Annotated in this window: 23 protein-coding genes; 13 read left to right on the top strand and 10 right to left on the bottom strand. The window is 45.4% G+C overall.

Translation table 11 applies throughout. From position 1 onward, the window contains the following. Nucleotides 1-342: 342 nt before the first annotated feature. Together FEF09_RS31955 and FEF09_RS31950 are read right to left on the bottom strand one after the other, a co-directional pair. Nucleotides 343-684: a TonB-dependent receptor plug domain-containing protein gene (locus tag FEF09_RS31955; RefSeq protein WP_222597146.1), complete on the bottom strand. Its 342-nt coding sequence runs from the start codon at nt 682-684 to the stop codon at nt 343-345. Next, the gene (locus tag FEF09_RS31950; RefSeq protein WP_222597144.1) at nt 675-1,127 is read right to left on the bottom strand and encodes a carboxypeptidase-like regulatory domain-containing protein; all 453 of its coding nucleotides are present in this window, start codon (nt 1,125-1,127) and stop codon (nt 675-677) included. Before FEF09_RS31950 ends, FEF09_RS31955 begins: the two co-directional genes overlap by 10 nt. A 266-nt stretch (nt 1,128-1,393) precedes the next feature. Here FEF09_RS31950 and FEF09_RS25715 point away from each other — a divergent pair, with 266 nt between their 5' ends. From FEF09_RS25715 to FEF09_RS25695, 5 genes are all read left to right on the top strand, one after another. Continuing rightward, complete coding sequence (locus tag FEF09_RS25715; RefSeq protein ID WP_146307769.1) at nt 1,394-2,053, top strand: hypothetical protein; 660 nt, start codon at nt 1,394-1,396, stop codon at nt 2,051-2,053. A gap of 128 nt (nt 2,054-2,181) precedes the next feature. After that, nucleotides 2,182-2,691, top strand: coding sequence for a helix-turn-helix domain-containing protein (locus FEF09_RS25710; RefSeq protein WP_261387780.1), 510 nt, complete (start codon nt 2,182-2,184; stop codon nt 2,689-2,691). A 20-nt stretch (nt 2,692-2,711) separates the two neighbouring features. Further along, the gene (locus tag FEF09_RS35010) at nt 2,712-2,984 is read left to right on the top strand and encodes a DUF2809 domain-containing protein (RefSeq protein ID WP_146307767.1); all 273 of its coding nucleotides are present in this window, start codon (nt 2,712-2,714) and stop codon (nt 2,982-2,984) included. Beyond that, a complete protein-coding gene (locus FEF09_RS25700; RefSeq protein WP_186774528.1) occupies nt 2,975-3,115 on the top strand; it encodes a hypothetical protein in 141 nt (46 codons plus the stop codon). The genes FEF09_RS35010 and FEF09_RS25700 overlap by 10 nt, the downstream gene beginning before the upstream one ends. A 70-nt stretch (nt 3,116-3,185) precedes the next feature. Further along, complete coding sequence (locus tag FEF09_RS25695) at nt 3,186-4,958, top strand: cellulase family glycosylhydrolase (RefSeq protein WP_146307765.1); 1,773 nt, start codon at nt 3,186-3,188, stop codon at nt 4,956-4,958. A 21-nt stretch (nt 4,959-4,979) separates the two neighbouring features. On the opposite strand, the gene FEF09_RS25690 is transcribed toward FEF09_RS25695, so the two are convergent. From FEF09_RS25690 to FEF09_RS34570, 3 genes are all read right to left on the bottom strand, one after another. After that, nucleotides 4,980-5,339: a DUF779 domain-containing protein gene (locus FEF09_RS25690; protein ID WP_146307764.1), complete on the bottom strand. Its 360-nt coding sequence runs from the start codon at nt 5,337-5,339 to the stop codon at nt 4,980-4,982. Nucleotides 5,340-5,521: 182 nt separating this feature from the next. After that, on the bottom strand, nt 5,522-6,184 hold the full coding sequence (locus tag FEF09_RS34575; protein ID WP_315898190.1) for an aldehyde dehydrogenase family protein: 663 nt from the start codon (nt 6,182-6,184) through the stop codon (nt 5,522-5,524). After that, nucleotides 6,079-7,050, bottom strand: a complete 972-nt coding sequence (locus FEF09_RS34570) for an aldehyde dehydrogenase family protein (RefSeq protein WP_315898189.1) — start codon at nt 7,048-7,050, stop codon at nt 6,079-6,081. Before FEF09_RS34570 ends, FEF09_RS34575 begins: the two co-directional genes overlap by 106 nt. Nucleotides 7,051-7,207: 157 nt before the next feature. Between FEF09_RS34570 and FEF09_RS25680 the strand changes: the two genes are divergently transcribed. After that, nucleotides 7,208-8,128 carry an AraC family transcriptional regulator gene (locus FEF09_RS25680; protein ID WP_146307763.1) on the top strand — a complete coding sequence of 307 codons (921 nt, stop codon included), beginning with the start codon at nt 7,208-7,210 and terminating at the stop codon, nt 8,126-8,128. Between the two features lie 3 nt (nt 8,129-8,131). On the opposite strand, the gene FEF09_RS25675 is transcribed toward FEF09_RS25680, so the two are convergent. Next, on the bottom strand, nt 8,132-10,009 hold the full coding sequence (locus FEF09_RS25675) for a M1 family metallopeptidase (protein WP_146307762.1): 1,878 nt from the start codon (nt 10,007-10,009) through the stop codon (nt 8,132-8,134). 98 nt (nt 10,010-10,107) lie between these two features. On the opposite strand from FEF09_RS25675, the gene FEF09_RS25670 reads away from it, so the two are divergent. The 4 genes from FEF09_RS25670 (at nt 10,108) to FEF09_RS30995 (ending at nt 11,643) form a co-directional block, all read left to right on the top strand. Further along, on the top strand, nt 10,108-10,326 hold the full coding sequence (locus tag FEF09_RS25670; protein WP_146307761.1) for a hypothetical protein: 219 nt from the start codon (nt 10,108-10,110) through the stop codon (nt 10,324-10,326). 80 nt (nt 10,327-10,406) lie between these two features. After that, complete coding sequence (locus FEF09_RS25665; protein ID WP_146307760.1) at nt 10,407-10,871, top strand: peroxiredoxin; 465 nt, start codon at nt 10,407-10,409, stop codon at nt 10,869-10,871. Nucleotides 10,872-11,011: 140 nt separating this feature from the next. After that, nucleotides 11,012-11,443: an RNA polymerase sigma factor gene (locus FEF09_RS25660; protein WP_186774527.1), complete on the top strand. Its 432-nt coding sequence runs from the start codon at nt 11,012-11,014 to the stop codon at nt 11,441-11,443. Nucleotides 11,444-11,469: 26 nt separating this feature from the next. Then, nucleotides 11,470-11,643 carry a hypothetical protein gene (locus FEF09_RS30995; protein WP_186774526.1) on the top strand — a complete coding sequence of 58 codons (174 nt, stop codon included), beginning with the start codon at nt 11,470-11,472 and terminating at the stop codon, nt 11,641-11,643. A gap of 175 nt (nt 11,644-11,818) precedes the next feature. On the opposite strand, the gene FEF09_RS25655 is transcribed toward FEF09_RS30995, so the two are convergent. Continuing rightward, on the bottom strand, nt 11,819-12,322 hold the full coding sequence (locus tag FEF09_RS25655) for a 2'-5' RNA ligase family protein (RefSeq protein WP_146307758.1): 504 nt from the start codon (nt 12,320-12,322) through the stop codon (nt 11,819-11,821). A gap of 213 nt (nt 12,323-12,535) precedes the next feature. Between FEF09_RS25655 and FEF09_RS25650 the strand changes: the two genes are divergently transcribed. Continuing rightward, the gene (locus FEF09_RS25650) at nt 12,536-15,589 is read left to right on the top strand and encodes a two-component regulator propeller domain-containing protein (protein ID WP_146307757.1); all 3,054 of its coding nucleotides are present in this window, start codon (nt 12,536-12,538) and stop codon (nt 15,587-15,589) included. A gap of 32 nt (nt 15,590-15,621) precedes the next feature. Beyond that, on the top strand, nt 15,622-16,269 hold the full coding sequence (locus tag FEF09_RS25645; protein ID WP_012791789.1) for a response regulator: 648 nt from the start codon (nt 15,622-15,624) through the stop codon (nt 16,267-16,269). Between the two features lie 248 nt (nt 16,270-16,517). Here FEF09_RS25645 and FEF09_RS25640 read toward each other — a convergent pair whose 3' ends face one another. Continuing rightward, the gene (locus FEF09_RS25640; RefSeq protein ID WP_146307756.1) at nt 16,518-17,177 is read right to left on the bottom strand and encodes a flavin reductase family protein; all 660 of its coding nucleotides are present in this window, start codon (nt 17,175-17,177) and stop codon (nt 16,518-16,520) included. A gap of 237 nt (nt 17,178-17,414) precedes the next feature. Here FEF09_RS25640 and FEF09_RS25635 point away from each other — a divergent pair, with 237 nt between their 5' ends. Next, nucleotides 17,415-19,073: a lectin gene (locus FEF09_RS25635; protein WP_146307755.1), complete on the top strand. Its 1,659-nt coding sequence runs from the start codon at nt 17,415-17,417 to the stop codon at nt 19,071-19,073. A gap of 42 nt (nt 19,074-19,115) precedes the next feature. On the opposite strand, the gene FEF09_RS25630 is transcribed toward FEF09_RS25635, so the two are convergent. Continuing rightward, nucleotides 19,116-19,661 carry a class I SAM-dependent methyltransferase gene (locus FEF09_RS25630; protein ID WP_146307754.1) on the bottom strand — a complete coding sequence of 182 codons (546 nt, stop codon included), beginning with the start codon at nt 19,659-19,661 and terminating at the stop codon, nt 19,116-19,118. A gap of 117 nt (nt 19,662-19,778) precedes the next feature. Next, entirely contained in the window at nt 19,779-21,641 is a 1,863-nt protein-coding gene (locus FEF09_RS25625; protein ID WP_146307753.1) for a gliding motility-associated C-terminal domain-containing protein, read from the bottom strand. Nucleotides 21,642-21,678: the final 37 nt, after the last annotated feature.

Here is a 21,678-nt window from a genome sequence, read left to right as displayed (position 1 = left end):
ATTCATACACAGGACGGATATCGTTGAACTTATCCATCAATCCGCGGAAATAGATCTTATTGCTGGTATTGAATGTATATTCCAGTCCCACATTACCGCCATAAGTCTGGCGACGACCCATGTACCTTTTTAGCATGACCGTGCTGATGGATTTCTGTTGGGTAGGATCGGTCAGACCGGTATTGTACGCGATATCATAAGAATCGGTACCCCATTGCCTGTCCCAGATAGCACCGCTAGCATCACACCCAGTTTACCTTTAAAGAAACGGTCGCCATAAACAACAGAACCGTTATAGGTACCATTTGTGAAAGGTATTGTAACCACCTGCGGCGCTGACATTCAATTGTCTTTTTGCAGGAGCGGTACGGTAATAAAATTGATACTGCCTCCGATAGCGTCTCCTTCCATATCTGGCGTCAGGGCTTTGGCAACCTGTACGTACTGGATCATTTCAGAAGGTACTGCGTCAAGGACAGAATTACGGCCACCGGTTACGTTAGCGCTCGGCAGACGACTACCATTGAACATGGTAGAAGTCCAGGCGAAAGGCGTACCGCGTACAGTGGCTGCATCCGCTTCCCCATGATAACGGGCTACCGCTACACCCTGCACACGTTGTACCGCTTCTGCGGCATTACGATCCGGCAGTTTACCGATAGCATCTGCCGCGATCACATCCATAATAGCCAGAGAGTTTTTTTGATACTCAAGGCCTTGATCTGGGAAGGGGCCATCGTACCTTTTACCAGCACCTCCCCTAATTGTCCTTCTGCAGGTGTCAGTATAATCACGCCTGCATCGTTGATACCGGTTTTGATATCCAATTCTATTTCTTTGGGGGTGTGTCCTATATAGGATATCAACACCTTCACTTTGCCTGTTGTATGTGTGTTTAGGGTAAAGCTGCCATTCAGGTCAGTAGATGTGCCTTGTTTTGTAGCAGGGCTTTGTACTGACGCACCAGGTAATTGTCCTTCTTTACCTGACACTGTTCCTTTAATTGTCTGTGCATTTGCAAACACCGCCGGTAATACCATGGCAGACAATAATAACAGTCTTGCCGGCGATATTACCTGTGTTGTTTTCTGCTTAAAAGAAAATACATGTCGTATGATTTTCCACAAAATTGCCCTATCCCGGATGTCTGGGCGACCGTATGCAACGAATGCTACCTATGGACGTTCTTTTCAGCCGAGACGTACGCACAAAGATTGACAATCAAATATTTAAACGAGGTTAAGAAATCGTTACGGAATGATTTGGCAATGGATAAAAACGAGGATTTCAGTTGATAAATACGGTCGAAACAACCCACTTGTTATTTACCTGATTTTCATCAAGATAACATTGTGATAACATTGCTTTTCTATTTTAGCAACACGGGCACACTATGATCTATGTTATTGCAATAGGGACCTTTCAGGCATTTACAGCCGTTCTATTACTATGGACGAACAGATTGAAAAGTAAAGCAGATGCTTTGCTCATTTTGCTGCTGTTATGCATTGCCGCTCATCTGGCAACGAAATTCTACATCTATACTGTTGTCAGTGATGCACATATCCGATTCCAGATGAACACTTTCATCGGTTTTTGTTATGGGCCACTGCTCTATCTGTATGCGCTCAAAAACAAAGACGAGTCATTCATTCCCGCTTCGCGCTGGTACGTGTTCATTCCGTTTATATTAGGGGCTATCGGCTACCTGACGGTTATATGCGTGCTCGAATTTTCGCTACAGGCAGGATATGCCGCCCTGCAGGTGTATAATCAAACCTCCACCTGGAGTATGCTGGCAGCAGGCGCCTTCTTTCCTTTGCTGGCACTCAATGTTGCCCGGCGATATCTGCAACATAAACCACAGGAACAACAGCTGATAGAATGGATCTCTTACTGTCTGCTGGCTATCACAGCCATTTCTCTGCTGTTTCAGGGTATACGGGCATTGAATTGGGCAGAAGATAAGGATCTGATCTTTTGCAGGGATATCATCTATTCGATACTGCTGGTATTGTGTTTTATTATTATCCGGTATAATATGTTGCGGTAGTTCCTGCAATTACAACCTATTCCCTTAATAAGGAAACTGCTGCCATTACCATTACTGCGCATGCAGCTCCTGAACCCGTTCGGGCTGAAAACACAAGTCTGTTCCTTACAGAAGCGGAAGCAACAGTGATGGATCCATTGCCGGTACTCATTACAGCAGTACAAATACCACAGGAGATATCCGCAGAGAAAACAACTTTGCTGATAAACACCGATGAAGGCATCTCTGTACAGTCTCCGGCTGTTCGCAGAACCCAACTGACAACTACTGAGCATCGCGAGATCATGTATAAACTGGAGCAACACCTGCAAAAGACCCGGATATTTACAGATGCCGATCTGAATATGGATAAACTGGCCGGCGCAGTCGGTATCAGTAAATACCACCTTTCTGAAGCACTCAACTCCTATGCCTCCAAAAGCTTTTATCAGTTTATCAATGAGATGCGTATTGAGCGGGCTATCCAGCAGATGCAGTTTATGAGCAGCAAAGCACTTCCTGTAAATGTACTGACGCTCGCTTTTGATTGCGGTTTCAAAGCGAAATCTTCCTTTAACCAGTATTTCAAGAAAATAACTGGTCTGACGCCTACAGCATATCTCCGTTCCGTCGCAGAGATGAGGGCCGAAACGTTATAATCTTTCCTATCTTTGGCTGCATGAGCCCTATCAAAACAAGGAAAGTCCTCCTTTATTTCATGCTATTTTTACTGACAATCCCATTAGGCCTGGCCACCCGGCGTTATCCCGGCTATTTTCCGTCCATCATAAGTGTATATGGTGGTGATATACTATATGCTACCTGCCTGTTTTTCCTTTTGCGTTTTCTCTTCCCGGTTACGGAATTGTTGAAAATCGGGATTATCAGTTATCTTGCCTGCATTGCCATTGAATTGCAACAGCTATATAAAGCCCGTGGATCGTGGAATTGAGAAGAACCTTCCCATTCGGACTGATACTAGGTTATGATTTTGCCCTCAGCGACTGTATCTGTTATTTCGTAGGTTGTTTACTCGGACTGGCGATCGGCTGGCTACTGGAACGCCGGAGCTTTGCTCACTAAACTCCTTCCATCTTTTCCTATAAATGCTTATTTTCTCCCTCGTCAATTTTATTCGTCATAATACATTGTTATGAAACTATTTAAAAGCGTCACGTTATTATTACTATCATCCATGTCCCTCAAACCATTGCAGGGCTGGAGTCAGGGATTTCTTGCAACCCAGGGTTCCAAAATTGTGAATGAAAAAGGAGAAAATGTACTGTTGCGGGGTATCGGATTAGGAGGCTGGATGTTGCAGGAAGGTTACATGCTCAGCGTAAATGGCGAAGGCCAGCAACACAAGATCCGTGCAGGTATTGAAAGACTGATCGGTCCGGAGAAAACACAGGAATTTTATGATGCCTGGCTGGACAATCATACCACGAAGGCAGATATCGACTCTCTGAAAGCGTGGGGATTTAATTCCGTTCGTTTGCCCATGCACTTTAATCTGTACACGTTGCCGGTTGATAAAGAACCTGTAGCCGGACAAAACACCTGGCTGGAAAAAGGGTTTACCTTGACGGACAGTCTGCTGTCATGGTGCAAGGCCAATCATATGTACCTGATCCTAGATCTGCATGCAGCACCGGGCGGACAAGGAAACGATCTGAATATCTCAGACAGGGATGGTGCTAAACCTTCTCTTTGGGAAAGTGAGCCCGATCGTCTGAAGACCGTCGCCCTCTGGAAAAAACTGGCAGAGCGCTATCGGAATGAGCCTTATATCGGTGCCTATGACATCCTGAATGAACCAAACTATGGTTTTGAGGATCCGGACAGCGATAAGAACGGTCTGAAAGAGCAAAACAATGTGCCTCTGAAGAAGCTGATGCAGGACATTACCCGCGCTATCCGTTCAGTAGATGACCGTCATATTATCATTATTGAGGGAAATGGCTGGGGGAATAATTATAACGGTATCCTGCCACCATGGGATAAAAACATGGTATTGAGTTTCCACAAATATTGGAACCTGAATGATACGAAGTCGATACAGCACATTCTTAACTTCCGCCAGCAATACAACATTCCGGTATGGCTGGGTGAAACCGGTGAAAACTCAAACGTCTGGTTCACCGAAGCAATCCGTTTGTTTGAAAAGAACAATATTGGTTGGTCATGGTGGCCTCTGAAGAAACTGGGTGCTAATAATCCACTGGAGATCAGGGCAAACGACAACTACATGCGTGTTATTAACTATATAAGTGGTAAAGGCAGTGCGCCATCTGCAGATGTTGCTTATGAGGGACTGATGGAGGTAGCCAGATCTGCGAATATCAATCATAATGTCCTGCACCGTGATGTGATTGATGCGATGATCCGCCAGCCGTTTAGTGACAAAACGCTTCCGTTTAAAGCAAACAATATCAATAATAAAGGCGAAATCAAAGCCGTGGATTATGATCTGGGAGCACTTCGTGCCGCTTATTTTGATACCGATACTGCCAATTATCGCACTTCAAATCCTACATGGACCGGCGGTAACCGTGGAAGAACCTACCGTAACGACGGTATTGACATTGTTGCTGATTCTGCAGAAAGAGATACGTATTATGTAACGGATATTGCTACCGGTGAGTGGATGAAATATACGGTGTCTGTACTGCTAAAGGGCAAATACAGCATTTCATTTATAGCAGCTCCCGGTAAGACACCCGGTAAACTGGCGTTGAGCATTGATGGTAAACCTATTGGAAAAGTAACGGTGATCCCTGCGAAAGAGAACACAAATGGCGCGTGGCAGACTTATACGCTCAATAACATTCCTTTAAAGAATGGCCGCCAAACCCTCCGCTTATCCGCCGAATCGGGAGGATTTGACCTGAAAGCCATCCGTTTTGAGAAGTCCCCTGTCCCATAAAACGTCTTTTATGCTTTTCGGCTAAGTGCCCTCTAATTCTGCTATTTCTGCGTCAGTAAATACCCGGGAACGGGTATGAAACCTGACACCCAGTGGAATTTCCAGTGAAAAGCTACTTCCACGCCCTCTGATGACGTCCAGCATCAGTTGGGTGTGTTTCCAGTAGTTAAACTGGTCCGCACTCATATAAAATTTACACCCGGCGATTTCGCCAAGGCATACATCCGATGCGCCTACTTTAAATTCCCCCTCCGGAAAGCACATTGGTTGAGATCCGTCACAACAGCCCCCACTCTGATGAAACATAAGGGGGCCATGTGTGTGACGGAGCTCATTGATCAAGGATATGGCTTGCTCTGTTGCTATGATTCGAGCGGTCATGAATATCAATTAGGAATTAGGAATTACGAATCAGAAATCAGGAACAAAATGCCGGGAATCAGTATTCAGGACCTGCGAGTCAAGTATTGCATCTTTTTTAAGCATAATAGGAGCCTTTCTCTCTGATATTCGCCGTATTGAGCTTCCTGATTCTCTGATTTCTAATTAGTTGATTTCGACTATTAAAAGAAACCTAATTTCTGTTTGCCATAAGAAATCAGCATGTTTTTAGTTTGACGGTAGTGATTCAGCATCATTTTATGCGTTTCTCTGCCAAAACCTGATTTCTTATACCCACCGAAAGGTGCGTGTGCCGGATAAGCATGGTAGCAGTTTACCCATACTCTGCCCGCATTGATGGCGCGGGGCACCTGATACAGTTCATGCGCATCTCTGGTCCATACACCAGCGCCCAGACCATACAGGGTATCATTGGCGATTGCGATGGCCTCTTCTGTTGTTTTGAATGTCGTTACACAGGCTACAGGACCGAATATTTCTTCCTGAAATACCCTCATTTTGTTGTTGCCCTTCAGCAGGGTCGGTTGTACATAATAGCCATTTTCGAGACCGCTGTTCTGACGGAAGGCTTCACCACCTGTCAGAACCTCTGCGCCTTCCTGTTTGCCAATATCCAGATAACTGAGGATCTTCTGGTATTGATCTTCGGAGGCCTGAGCGCCCATCATGACGGTCGCATCCAGAGGATTACCCATTTTAATGGCTTTTGTACGCTGGATCACGCGTTCCATGAAGCGGTCATAGATATGCTCGTGTACGAGGATACGGCTGGGACAGGTACATACTTCGCCCTGATTGAGGGCAAATAATACCGCTCCTTCCACTGCTTTATCAAAAAGTCATCGTCTGCGTCGGCCACGCTTTCAAAGAAAATGTTCGGACTTTTACCACCCAGTTCCATGGTGACAGGGATCAGGTTTTCTGACGCATATTGCATGATCAGTCTACCGGTGGTTGTTTCGCCTGTAAATGCCACTTTCTGCACTTTGGGAGAAGAGGCTAATGGTTTACCTGCTTCCACACCAAAACCTGTTACGATATTCAATACTCCCTTTGGCAATACCTGACCGATGAGTTCCATCAGCACCATAATACTGGTTGGTGTCTGTTCGGCAGGTTTTACTACAACGCAGCAACCAGCAGCCAGTGCGGGTGCAATCTTCCAGGTAGCCATGAGGAGCGGGAAGTTCCACGGGATGATCTGTCCGACAACACCGATCGGCTCGTGCAGATTGATGCTGACAGTAGTTTCATCGTGTTCGCTGATGGTCCCCTCTTCACTACGGATAACACCGGCAAAATAGCGGAAGTGGTCAACTACCAGTGGCAGATCGGCCGCTTTGGTTTCTCTGATGGGCTTACCATTATCGATGGTTTCAACAACGGCAAGGTAATCGAGGTTGTCTTCCACAATCTGTGCGATTTTGAGCAGGAGATTACTGCGGTAAGAAGCCGCTGTTTTACCCCATGTAGTGAAGGCAGCGTGTGCTGCATCGATGGCTTTGTCAATATCCGCAGCATTCCCCCTCGCAGCCTGTGTAAATACTTTACCATCAATCGGGGAAATGTTATCGAAATATTCACCGCTGGATGGTGGCGCCCATTCACCGTTAATGAAATGATCATATCTGGGTTTGAATTCAGGACGTGCTGCCAGGGTTGAAGGGGCAGCAGATGTTGCAATGCTCATAATAGTGGAATTTGGTTTAACATGAAATAATACTGCTAAGATCATGAACTAAGCAGAAGACGCAGATATTTTCGTACTTATTTATAGCACGATCGTACCTTAATTTTGAGAAGGCGGGAAATTTGGTTAACTTGTTAATAGTAAACAGATTACTCTTATGCAGATAAAAAATTATTTGCAGAAAATAGACCTCACCGTTCCACGTGAGTTACAGACGTTAGTGGAGAACAGACGTGTATTCAATCTGCGCAATTGTGAACTGAATATTTTCGAGAGTTATGAGCAGGCATATCATGTACCACTTACCTTTAATGATCTGGTCATCACCAGTATGATAAGGGGTAAAAAGGTGATGCACCTCTCCGATAAACCTTCTTTTGATTACCTGCCGGGAGAAACTGTCATTGTACCACCACAGGAAACAATGATCATTGATTTCCCGGAGGCCACCGCAGCAAATCCGACGCAATGTATTGCCCTTGCCATTGATGATATATATATCCGCGAAACAGTGGAATATCTCAATAATTACTACAATAGCGGAGAGGGCAAACAGAACTGGCAGCTTTCCTTCCATCAGTACCATTTCGAGAACAATCATGAAATTACAGAACTCATCAATAAACTGATCCGTATCTGTACCAGTGAGGATAAATCTAAAAACATTTATGCGGATCTGCAGCTGAAAGAATTGTTAATCCGTCTTCTGCAAAGTCAGCAGCTGGGACAGGCTGTAGAAGGAAGTGTAGCTGATAACAACGGCAATCGCCTGAATTTTGTGCTACACTATATCAGGGAGCATCTGACAGAAAAGATCGCGGTGGATGCTCTGAGCAGAAAAGCGTATCTCAGCAGGAATCTGTTTTTCAAATGGTTCAGGGAACAGTTTGGGATTACACCGGTAGAATATGTCAACAAAGAGAGAATCAAACTGGCAAAGGAATTATTGGCAAAGCCGCAAAGCTCCATCTACGATGTAAGTAAGCTATGCGGCTTTACCGATGTGAATTATTTTATCAGAGTATTCCGAAAGATAGAAGGCACAACGCCTAAGGTCTATCAATCCTCACTGGAATAGTCCTTATTTTTTCCATTCATTATCTGCGGGTGTGTAATCCATATAGATGATGCCATCCAGCTTTACAGCAGCCACATTTTTATTAACAGGAACATTCACCGTGATACGTTTGCTGCCATTTTTCCATACAGCAGGCGTCTGGTGTACTGTTTTGCTGCTACCGTCTTCAAAAGTCACTACTACGTCAAACGGAATAGCAAATCCGCCGTTGTTGAGTATAGTCAGTTCTGCGTTGTCTTTCTTCGTTTTTACATCTGCCAGTTGCAGGTCAATATAATTATTGCTGAAGAACCAGTTATTCCAGAACCAGTTCAGGTCCTGACCGGAGGCAGTATTAATGGAATTGAAGAAATCCCATGGCATCGGATGTTTTCCATTCCAGCTATTCATATATGCGTGCAGGGATTTACGGAATACCTGATCGCCCAGCAGATCTTTCAGCGCGAGATAAGCCAGAGAAGGCTTGCCATAGGCATTATTACCATAACCAACACCGCTTAACTGGTGAGACTGTGAAATGATCGGCTGATCTTCTTCTGCAGCAGCGTCATTAATGTAAGATCTTACACGGAACAGCTGATAGAATTTATCTGCCGCCGCTTTGCCTTTTTCTGCGATACCGATCAGGTATTCAAAAGTGGTAGCCCAACCTTCATCCATGAAAGCGTAACGGCTTTCATTAATACCCATATAGAACGGGAAATACGTATGTGCGATTTCGTGGTCCTGTACCAGCTGGGCAAAGCCTAATTGCTTTCCTACTGTTGCATCATTCACCATCATAGGATATTCCATATCTGCAAAACCCTGAAAAGCAGTCATTGTAGGGAAAGGGTATGCTACACCCGGCCAGTTACGGGAAAACCAGTCCAGCGCATAGCGGGAAAAATCCACAGAATGGTGAAAGTCTTCGGCAGCATCATCGTAGGCGGCCTGAACGCTGGTACGTCTGCCGGTGCTGCTATCTACCACTACGCTGGCCGCATCCCATACATAATGGTTGCTGGTACCAAATGTAACATCTGCGATGTGAGACGCTGAGAATTTCCATGTATTCCAGTCTTTCTGCTGTGTGACCTTGCCATTGCTCATTTCCTCCTTGCTGGCGATATGCATCAGCTGGTCAGCCGTATAAGAGTCTTTCAGTCTTTTGGCAATCTCCGGCTGTAATACATCGGCGCCATTCTGCAACACACCGGTACCCCAGACTACATAGTTTTTAGGAACGGTCACCGCCACATTGTAGTCATTAAAATCGCTGTAGAATTCTACCCTGTCCATATGTTCGATCAGGTCCCAGCCATTATAATCGTCATATACAGAAACACGTGGATAAGCATAGGCGAGGAAGAAAGTAGTACTGTCTATTTTACCTTCTCTGCCACTCTGCTGAGAAAGGGTGTAATGCCAGCTGATATGCAGATTCAGACTATCTTTGGCATTCAGCGCAGACGGTAGTTTTACATTACCGACAGTGGCGATATCATTGTCAAAAGGCACATTGACCCCATTCACCAGAAATGTATCGATCGTCACGCCTTCTTCAGTCAGGAAATCTTTGCTGACATAGCCGGAACGGGGCGCATTTACTTTATGCAGATTACAGATCAGGCGGATCACCAGACTGCGCAGTGTATCAGGGCTGTTATTGATATAACGGATATTTTCCTGACCGGATACTACGCCGGACGGCGCGTTCACTTTCAGCTGAATATCATAGCGGCCTTTATTCTGCCAGTAACGTTCCCCGGGTTGCCCGTTCCTGGATCTGGTCTTATTAGCGTAAGCCTTTTTAATGTTACGGGGTACATACAGCTCCTGAGCTGAAGCCATGCCGGCATAACCGAGCATCAGCACCAAAGCGATTAGCATTCTGGTCATAAGTAGTATTTAGATATCCTGCAAATATACATCCCCCTCAGAATAGTAAGATGAAACAGGCATAATGATTGTACCACTCATCATAAAAACAGACACACATGAATACTTTCACCATTGATCACAAGAACAGCCCATTGACGATTGAACAAGCCGACAAACATCGTTTCAAGGTAGCATTGCCCGGCAGAACCCTTGTTCTGTTCCTGAAGCAGGACAATGAAGGCGCCAACCACTGGTTTGAAGACGGCACAGATAATGAAACCCCTGAAACAAAGGAAATCGGTATAGCCATAGATAATTATCTGGCGAAACAATGATTTTAACCTGGGTTAAAATGTTTCTGCATTTCTGCCAGTAGTTTTGCTGTATCAATTACAAACACAGTAAAACCACAGCAATGGCGAATACAAAAACTTTAACTACCGGCGATCATATCCCAGATTTCAGTTTACAGGATCAGAACGGTCAGCTATTCAATATACGCGACTATATCGGCAAGAAAAAACTGGTGATCTATTTCTATCCGAAAGATGAAAGCGGTATCTGTACAAAAGAAGCCTGCTCCTTCCGGGACAGTTATGCCGACTTTACAGATGCCGGCGCCATCGTGATCGGTATCAATGCAGGTAGCGTGGAAAGTCACCGTTCCTTCAAGGAACATCACCGTTTGCCATTTACCCTGCTGAGCGATCCGGGCAACAAGGTCCTAAAACAATTCGGTATTAAAAACGTACTATTCCTGACAGGCCGGGAAACTTTCCTCATAGGACTGGATGGAAAGGTGGCAGCCAGTTTCAGAGGCTTTCTGAAAGGAGATGCACATGCGGAAAAAATGCTGGATATGTTGCAGGCCAATGTTTAGTTTATTACATATTGCCTGCATAAGGTTCATGCCTTATGCAGGCATTTTTTCAATGCATTCACCTCTGCTCACAATTATTTAATATAAGAATTCCCGCCCACCCTATTACTTTTGAGCCACGTAAACAAAGATGCTGCTTTATGTCAGGCCAAGTAAGTGAATGGGATGACAACCAATTATTCCGGGAATTTCAGCATGGCGACACAGCGGCCTACGGAGAGATCTACAGGCGCTTTTCCGCTGTTCTTTATCAGCATGCGTGTCGTATGCTGGACAATGATGCGGATGCACAGGATGTGGTACAGGAAGTATTTGCCAATCTGTGGACCAAAGGCGCTTCCCTGCAGATTAACGGATCTCTGGGCGCTTATTTGTACATAAGCACCCGTAACAGAGTATTGAACCTCATTTCCAGTCAACGTTCCTACCAGCATCATCTTGACAGCCTCAGACAATTCATTTCAGAAACTGATACCAGTACCATAGAACATCTTCCAGAGAAAGAACTGATTTCCTGTATAGAAACAAGGCAAATTCCCCGCTATTCATATAGACGATTCTTTCTATTCTGACAGTCTGATGCAAAAGATCACCAGTAATGGGTCAAGGATCTGGACAAATGCGTTGGGAAAGTATGATGATATGGAAGAAAAGGCAGCTGACAGGCGGTTTTGACCAGTTACGGAAGGATGCAAAATATGCTAATGCCATTCAGACGAATTATCCGGAGAAACTGCTGGCTTACCTCAGAAAAAAAGGATTACACAAATAAGCTATAAGTGGTGTCTGTATACACTATTTGATCGGCTAATCCATAGTCAGACTATACTCAACTTACGTTAATGCTACCTTTTTAACGTAGCATTAACGTAAGTTGAGTATAGTCTGACCATCTTCTGCAGATAGCAAAAGAAAGAATAACGACCTACTATATCAAGTAATTCTTTTCAGGTTGTAATAAACGGGAAAGTCCTTTCAGCTTTCCATGGGCCATGCAGATAACGCCATGTTTTTAAACCGGTGGTTTGTATATCGAAAGGTATGAACTCTGCTGATAATACTTCGTGTAACTGCTTTGCTTTAAAGTTCGTCACTTTATTCTGTACTGTAATATGAGGTCTGAGCGGCTGTTTATCCTGCCGGATCAACCATGGCTCAAAAGCCTGTTGCAGATTCACATGTAATGCTTGTAATGCTTCCGATTCCAGCCTGTAAGCGACCCCGTTCCCAAAATGTACAATCCCTGCCACTTTCAGCGCTATAGGCGCTCTTTGTGCCGCCTTCTCCAAACCCTCTGTTATAGCACTTTCACCCGCAGGCAGGTGATGGAATAATGTAATATGTGCATCAAGGTAATTGGCATGCGCAGGGAAGTATTTCCTCCGCAGATCACTAAATTGTCGTTGATACACTTCTTCCATCTCCAATGTAACAATCAGGATACTACTCATTTTCTGTATTAAATTCTACTCAATATTAAACGATTCTGTGTAACAAAGATGCGACGAAATCCGTTACTGATAAAGCTTACATCAAAGCACATGTTGTAACACGCATAACAAATTAACGTAGACAGCTTAAAAAATGAACAGCAGGTTACAATTTAATATTATTAAACGCTTAATTTTGAGGATGCAACAAAATCAGCAGAGAAAGAACCTATCATGAGAAAAGCTTACCTATTACTGGTAACGATCATCATGTTAACCCAAACCATTAATGCACAACAAGAGACGCCTTATTTCAATACGCTAAGGACTGAAAACGGGCTTTCCCACAATAAAGTTAACTGCATCCTGCAGGACAAAAGGGGATTTATATGGTTTGGCACAGAGGACGGACTGAATAGATACGACGGTAAGTATTTTACCGTGTTCAGAAAGACTCCCGGCGATACGGCCTGCATATCGGGTAATATCATCAGCGACCTGCTTGAAGACGAGAATGGCATTATCTGGATTGCAACAGAGGATGGAGGTTTAAGTGCATATGACTACCGCCAGTCCCCCGATAAACAATTCAGACAATACCGCTTCACTGAAGGCAGTGATAAGAGTATTCCAGAGAATCATGTGAATGCCATCGTGGATGATCAGCACGGTTATCTGTGGGTAGGTACCGGTAACTATCGTACCAGAAGATTTAATAAAAAGACGGGAGAGTTTTCACATCCGGTGAAAACAGGAACCACAGCCATTCTCTCATTGAGCATGGACGCGAAGGATAGTGTATGGGTAGGACGTGCAGGCGGTGGCTTGCTGAAGATCAATGCGCGTACACTGAAGTATTCAGAGGACAGACGTTATGATGACCTTTACGCAAAATTATCGCACGTATCTGTTACCGCGTTATTCCGTGACCACAATAACGATATGTGGTACGGCGCATGGGACAAGGCATTATATCACTACGACCATGTACAGCAACGGGAAGAAAGTTTCAGCTATACACCGGGTAAAAATTCCTTTCCCAACGATGAGATCAATGCATTTGCGGAAGACAGGGATCATCGCCTCTGGATGGGCGGACGGGACTCCGGTCTGATCGTTTATGATCCTGCACAGCGTCATTTCTCTCATTATAAACACCAGCCCTTTGCAGATGGTACAATCATCAATGACCATATCAATGATGTCTATATCGACAGAAATGATATCGTATGGGTGGCTACGAATAATGGCATCAGCTATTATAATCCCCTCTACTATCCTTTTAAACAGGTCTTTCTTCCGCGAAGCGGTAAGGATATCAGCATCTATGACTTTTACAAAGATGCCGGTGGCAGACTGTGGATAGGCACCAATGACGGGATATTTATCAAACCTCCGGGCAAAGGCCCCTTTGAACACAGACAATTAAGCTGGAACGGACAAGCCCTGAGCGTGACCAAATTCTTTCAGGACAGCGACGGCACTTTTTATATCGGCACTGATTACACGCTTTTTGTATATGATACATTAAGACGGACCCTCTCTACCCTCCCGGATACGGAAAGAGATCCTGTAATGAAAAAGCTGATATCGTCGAGGATCGTGTCTATTGTAAAAGATACCATGGGTACTCACCCTGTTTTGATTGTGTCACCTTACGGGCATTATCTCAGCTATTATGACTTCAAAGATCACAGCTGGGTGACCCGCAACGATTCCGTTCATGCAATATTAAAAAGATATAATATCAAGGATAACCTGATCCGTAAAATGTACAAGGCGGCCAGCGGTAACATCTGGCTGGCCACTACCCGGCATGGATTGGGCGACTGGCCGCAGAAAGACGGGCAACAGGTAAAATACCTCACCAATATCAGCAATGATGATGTGTATGATATACTGGAGGGACAGGCAGGGCATATCTGGATCAGTACTTATGGTGGCGGACTGAATTACCTGAATGCGCATACGCAGAAGGTACAGCATATCCCTGAATCAAGTAATCTGACGGAGGGCCTGCAGACGGATAAAGAGGGGAATGTGTGGATGGTCTGCAACGGACATATCCATAAATATGACCCTGCCGCGAAAATATATAGCTGTTATGACCTGCCCGCGCTGAAAAAAGATGGTGGGGTCAATGGTTATATGTATAAGGATGATGAGGGGAACATATATGTAGGAGGCACTAATTATTACCTCAGCTTCCGGCCCGGGGATATCGCCCGGATCAATACCGAACCGCCGGTATACCTGACTGACTTTAAGATCTTCAATAACTCTTACAGTGGTCTGCTGCAAAAGCCGGCTATTGAACTGGATTATAAACAAAACTATTTCTCCATCGAGTTTTCGGCACCGGAATTCAGCGGAGATAATATACAGTACTCCTACATGCTGGCAGGCGTAGACAAGACATGGAACAATGTAGGGAAGCGGAATTTTGCTTACTACTCCAACCTGAAAGGAGGTGATTATACCTTTTTAGTCAAGGCCAGCAACTGGAAAGGCGTATTCGGCAACAGGGTAACTGCATTACACATTACCATCATCCCTCCTTTCTGGACACGCTGGTGGTTTTACCTGTTATGTACACTATTTATTGCTGCCGCCATTTACCTCCTGTACCGTTACCGGATCAATGAATTGCTGAAAAGACATGCCATCAGGAACGGGATTGCGCAGGACCTGCATGATAGTGTAGGCTCTACGTTGAGCGGCATATCCGTTTACAGCGAGGTAGCTAAAATATACAACGATCAGCAAAAGACCGAACAGCTGAAAGAGCTGTTGAACACGATCGGCCATACGGCCAATGAAATGATCTCGGAGATGTCAGATATCGTATGGGCGATCAATCCAAAGAATGATCATGTCAGCAGTATTGTGAAACGCATGGAATCTTATGCGAAACCGCTGTGTACTGCCAAAAAGATCCAGTTCATCTTTAGCTGTGACCAGAAAATAGAAGCTCTGAACCTGGCAATGAACCAACGTAAGAACTTTTATCTCATATTCAAAGAAGCTGTCAACAATGCCTTGAAACACGCAGCCTGCAGCTTTATCAAAGTCAATATCAGCTACCGGAAAAACATGCTGGAACTGGATATTGAAGATGACGGTATAGGATTTGATCATGATGCGGTGAAAGGCCCGGATGTGCTGACACTGTCTGGTAATGGTCTTAGTAACATCCGGCACCGGGCCAGCGAAATGAACGCTGATCTGGGTATAGAAAGTGAACCATTAAAAGGGACATATTTAAAATTAAGCTTTCCGGTTACCTGACGTCACCCGGGTAACAACAAAAAAACGAAACAATGAGTATACGCGTTGCCATTTTTGACGACAACAAAAACATTCGCAACAGCATCAGGCTGTTACTGGATACAGCTCCTTCCATCGAAGTCGTAGGTGTATTCAGTGATGCCCGGAATTGTGTGAACGATGTACTGAACTGTAGTGCCGACATTGTACTGATGGATATTGAAATGCCGGAAATCAGTGGTATTGAAGCCATCAAACAGCTTAAAAAAGAAGTGCCACATGTACAGATCCTGATTCAGACTGTATTTGAGGATGATGACAGGGTATTTGACTCCATCTGCGCAGGCGCTTCAGGGTATATTCTGAAGAATCACCTGAACACAAGACTGATTGACGCCATACAGGAGCTGCAAACAGGTGGTTCTCCAATGAGTCCGTCTATTGCCCGTCGTGTACTGAACCTTTTGCAAAAAAGTGCTGTCCAGAAACCGGAGCCGAACAATGACAGTTACAATCTGACCGCCAGAGAAAAAGAGGTGCTGACCTGTATTGTTAACGGGCAAAGTTACAAGATGATTGCCAGTGACCTGAATATCAGCTACGAAACAGTACGGAGTCATGTAAAAAAGATCTACGAAAAGCTGCATGTGGCTTCTTTAACAGAGGCTGTTGCGCTGGCTATTAACCAACGCATTGTCTGATATCGCCCTCCGGGCAGTTCAATAAAGGAGATCCTTCTCCCCGATTTAGGTGATTTTCTGACATGTGCAGATGGGCTACCTTTGGGCAGCATTTAACTACTAAAAAGGAATTCAGCAAGATATATCCTCCGACAGGAGGCAAAAACACTAAATGATCTGTTTACGTTAATTTATCTGGTGTAGCCCTGTTCTCAGGGCTCTTTTTTTACTATTAACCTTATACAGCCTGTTAACGGTCAGTCAGGGCCTTACCTGCCCGCTGCTATGTCCGGTGTCCGATACAGTGACTCGTCTATCTCTGCCAGCGTGGAAGGGTGCAGCTTATCTCCGAGACCATAAAACTCCTGAAAACTCATTATCAGAGGACGCCATTTATCGGGGTCTACCTTATTCTCCTGTCCTTTCATCAGGATATTTTCGTCCAGATGTACCCTTGTAATACGCATTTCCAGAGTGAGTATTTTGCCTCTTTGTGTTTCACTGTGCTGCGCCAGTCCATAAGTACCTTCCAATATAGCTTCCAGCTGTACCGGACATTCTGATACTCTGGGAGCGGATACAGTATCTGCTGTCAGGGGCGTTAGTCCGGCGGTTTCAAACTTATCAGGTTCATATCTGTATCCTTTCTGCAATTTGCCCGCGGGTATGGGATCGCTGCCGGTAGTACGGGCGAGCCGGTTGACAGCTGCTACCTGTGCTACTGATGGCAGATTAAGTACACATTCTTTTGTACGGAGGATGTTTTCTGTGGTTTTGGATACGGCTGAAAGGCCTAGCATACAACGCCATCCCAACCAGAAAATGGAGGACATAGGCGCGAGATTATAAGAGCCATTCTCATTACAGGTACCGATCAATACAACCGGTGTACCAAAGTAAAGAATGGATGGTTCCGAGCGGAGATGCATAATAAACTAATTTTGACAAACCAAAGGTAGAGCTGCCGGAAGTCGCATTCAACCCGCTTCTTGCGATATCAAAAATTATATTGCAGCTGTCTGCAATATTCCGGAACGTGTTGCCGTTTAAGTAACGCATCCTATAATTCCATCGTTCGCGCAGAAACCATATACTTTTATTTACTGATTTAAAACCCTCATTCTCCAGATCCATTACCGGTAAATTCCGAACAAAACACACATACTATGAAAATCAGCAATCGTGTACTCGTAGCGATCAGTATCCTCTTTGCTATCAGTTGTACCAAAAAAAGCCTCCAGGAGGCTGATGCTCTCTCCGGCACAAAGAACATGTTGGCAAACGCCCAGGCATCTCCTGTAGGAGATGTGGTAGGGAAAATTACAGTCGGCTATCAGGGCTGGTTTGCCTGTACGGGAGATGGCTCTCCCATTAATGCGTGGTGGCACTGGACGCAGAACTGGGGCCAGCTACCCTCAGCAACGAACAATGGTATCAAGTCGTGGCCGGATGTAAGGGATTACAGCAACACTTACACTACTGCATGGCCGGCACTCAACAACGGACAACCTGCAAAGCTGTTCTCTTCCTTCTCTGACCAGACGGTGAATACGCATTTCCTCTGGATGCAACAGAACAACATTGACGTTGCAGCTTTACAGCGTTTCAATCCTAACGGACAGGAAGGTCCGGTAAGGGATGCTATCACCGCAAAGGTGAAAACGGCCGCAGAAACTTATGGACGTAAGTTCTACATCATGTATGATGTCAGTGGCTGGACCAACATGCAGTCAGAAATCAAGACTGACTGGACCAACAAAATGTCCACTTACACCTCTTCAACTGCCTATGCTTACCAGAATGGCAAACCGGTGGTATGTATCTGGGGTTTTGGCTTTAATGACGACAATCACCCATGGTCAGCGGCAGTTTGTCTGGAGGTGATAAACTGGTTCAAGAGTCAGGGTTGTTATGTGATCGGTGGTATTCCTACGCACTGGCGTAATGAAACCAGCGATTCCAGACCGGGATTCCTGAACACGTACAAAGCGCTGAATATGATTTCTCCATGGATGGTAGGTCGTATTGGTAATGTTAACGACGCGGATAATTTCTATACTAACGTCAATACGCCTGATCAGGCCTATTGTAATGCTAACGGTATTGATTATCAGCCATGCGTATTACCGGGTGATCTGCAGGAAAGACAGCGTGCACATGGAGATTTTATGTGGCGTCAGTTCTATAACATGATCAGACTGGGATGTCAGGGTATTTACATCTCTATGTTTGATGAGTACAATGAGGGGAATCAGATTGCCAAGACAGCTGAAAATATCAGCCAGATCCCGGCAGGTTCCAGTTTCCGTACTTTGGATGAAGACGGTACGGCCTGTTCTGCAGACTACTACCTGCGTCTCACTGGTGACGGTGGCCGTATGCTGAAAGGACAGATTGCTTTGACAGCAGTACGTCCTACGCCTACTATTCCCGGTGGCACAGTGATCCCTATCGGTCAGACAGTGACCATTAAAGGCTTCAATAATCTGTATGTATGCAGTGAAGGCAATACACAGCCGATGATCTGTAACCGTACCGTGGCACAGTCATGGGAGCAGTTTACCGTAGTGGATGCAGGCGGTGGCAGGATCGCGCTGCGTAATCAGAATAATTATGTTTGTTCTGAAAACGGCACACAAGCTGTGAATTGTAACCGTGCATCCATCGGTCCATGGGAGCAGTTTGAATGGATCAGCAACAGTGATGGTACGATTTCTTTCAGAGGGAATAACGGCGCTTATCTGTCAGCAGAAGATGGTCTGGCCCGTATGACCTGTACCAAAACTACTATTGGTGCTTCAGAGAAGTTCAAAATCAATCAGTAATAAACGAAAGCGGACGTCCTTAAAAAGACGTCCGCTTCTTATTTAAAAAGGCTTACGCCCCAGATATTCAGCTACTCCCCTTTCCTTTACCGGTCTTTCCCCGTAACTGATCTTTTCCAGTCCTTCCGTCAGCCGCAGCAGCTCATGCTCCTGTAAAGCATGTGGACTCGTTGGTTTCCCAACCGCTTGTTTACTGATCAGTAATCCACCCGGTTTCAGAGCGGCACTCACAGTGCCAAACAATGCCCGGTCAAAGTGATAATACAGTACGATCAGGTCAAAAGCAGCCACGGGAAAGGAATATTCTCCCAGATCTACACAGGTTGTCTGCACCAGATTCCCCGGCGCTTTCTCCGCCAGTCTTTCCATCGCGACATCTGAAATATCCACTGCGCTGACCTGCCAGTTCTCTGCTGAGAGGTATAAGGTATGCCTGCCGGTACCTGCTGCCAGATCTAAAGCCATCCCCCCATCAGGGAACGCTTTGCTGATATGCTCTTCGTACATTTTCACAAAAAAGGGGTCAGGTATTTCCAGCGCAGGTAATCCTTTTGTATATCGTTCATTCCACAACATTCTGTTATCCATAGCCAATCGTAAATCGGTAAAGGTAATACATTCACTAACCAACCTGATTCTTAATTAAAAAAAGGCGCCCCGTGATCAACCCGGGACGCCTTTGCCTATTGTACTTTACACTTCTTCTTATCTCAGGAGCGTGATCTGTCCTTTCAGCACGATCTTCGGACCGGCTGCTTTCTCTCTATAACCCATTACCCAGATGTAAGATCCGCTATCTACGAGTGCGCCAAGGTAACGACCATCCCATCCAAGTCTGGATTCAACGGTGCGGAACACCAGAGTACCCCAACGATTATAGATGCTTAACTCGTAGTCATACATCGGTCCTTTGACAACTGGTCTGAATACATCGTTTTTACCATCACCATTTGGTGTAAAGGCGGTTGGTAAGCCCGGTTCAGGTTCGCAAGGTTTGAAGGTCACCGCTATCTGGTCGGATGCGGAACCGCAATCGTTGAATACTGTTACTGTATAATAACCGGTGCTGGTCACTTTATAGGTACTTCCTGTAGTACCATCCTGCCAGCGTACCTGATTGCCTGCACCTGCATCTATTTTCAGGTTCAGCACATTGTCCAGACACAGGGTGGTATCGCGGCCCAGATCGAATGCAGGGATACCAGCTACTACCACGTCCACACTATCCATAGTGATCGCAGAACAGAATCTATCCATTACAGATACAGTGTATCTGCCCGGAGTGGTTACTTCTTTAACCGGATTGGTGTCGCCATCGTTCCACAGGTAAGAAACTGCATCGGCATTGGTAGCATCCAGTACTACACGACCACCGGCACAGATATCACGCTGAGGTCCGATATTGATATCCAGCTGAGACTTCAGGACTACTTTAACGGTGTCCGTTACTACGCAATTGCTGCGGTTTACAGCTACCCAGTAATCACCCGGTCTTGATACTACGATAGAATTGGTTACTTCACCGTTGTTCCAGCGTACGTTTCCACCATCCGGATCTACTGTCAGCATCGCTGTTTCATTCGGACAGATTTCAACATCGTCTGTCAGGGTGATGTTTGGTGCAGTTGCTACCGTTACATCCAGTTCGTCGTGGGTGGTACAGCCATTCAGTGTTACGTCCACGGTATAAGTACCCTGCATATATACATCGATAAAAGGCGTTGTTTCACCAGTACTCCATACATAGGTTGCGCCGGAAGTGGTCGCATCCAGTCGGAGTGTGCTGCCTTCGCAGATGGTGGTATCGGCCATATCGATGGTCGGTGGATTATTCACGCTCAGTTTCACAGAATCAGTTGTTGCACAGATACCGTTGAATACTGTAACGTGATAAGTACCCGGAGTATTTGTTACGATGGTCTGGGTAGTCTCACCCGTTGACCAGCGGATATTATAACCTGCATTTGCAGTACCGGCATCCAGTGTTACAGATTCACCGTTACATACAGCGACATCAGCGCCAAGGTCTACAACTGGTTTCTCTATATACTGCAGATCGTAGGTGACGGTGTCAGAAGAACAACCTGTATTACCGTCGATTACTGCGAAGGTAGCCTGCGTTGCACCGTTCAGATCGAATACGTTACTGTTTTGCGTCAGCGGTGTTGCTACAGCTGTTGCCGGGATAACGCTGATCAGGGTGAATTTCGGCTTGTTTACTTTATTCTTTAAGAGCACTGCAAATTTGGTATTGGAAGAGCAGTTCGCCGGTAAGTTCGGATCCAGTTCCGGTCTCGGACAAGGATTCACCGTGATGGTCTGTACTCTTTCAATAGCCGCATTACCACAGGCATCTGAAATGTTCCATCTTCTTACGATGGTATAACCGTTACACTTGTCTACTACGAACGGATCCTGTACCATGGTCACTTTCTTAGGGAAGTTCACGTCACAGTTGTCCACTGCATAGAGCGCGGCTGCACCCGGAATAGCGTCACTGCAACCGATGGTGATATCAGCAGGCGCCGGATCGATTACCGGAGCAGTTGTATCTGTTACGGTGATCACCTGACGGGCAATCGTTGCATTGTTACAAGCATCTTTT

The sequence above is a fragment of the Chitinophaga pinensis genome (assembly GCF_007896845.1).
GTDB classification, from domain to species: Bacteria; Bacteroidota; Bacteroidia; order Chitinophagales; family Chitinophagaceae; genus Chitinophaga; species Chitinophaga pinensis_C.
This window is presented reverse-complemented; position numbering and strand designations above follow the sequence as displayed.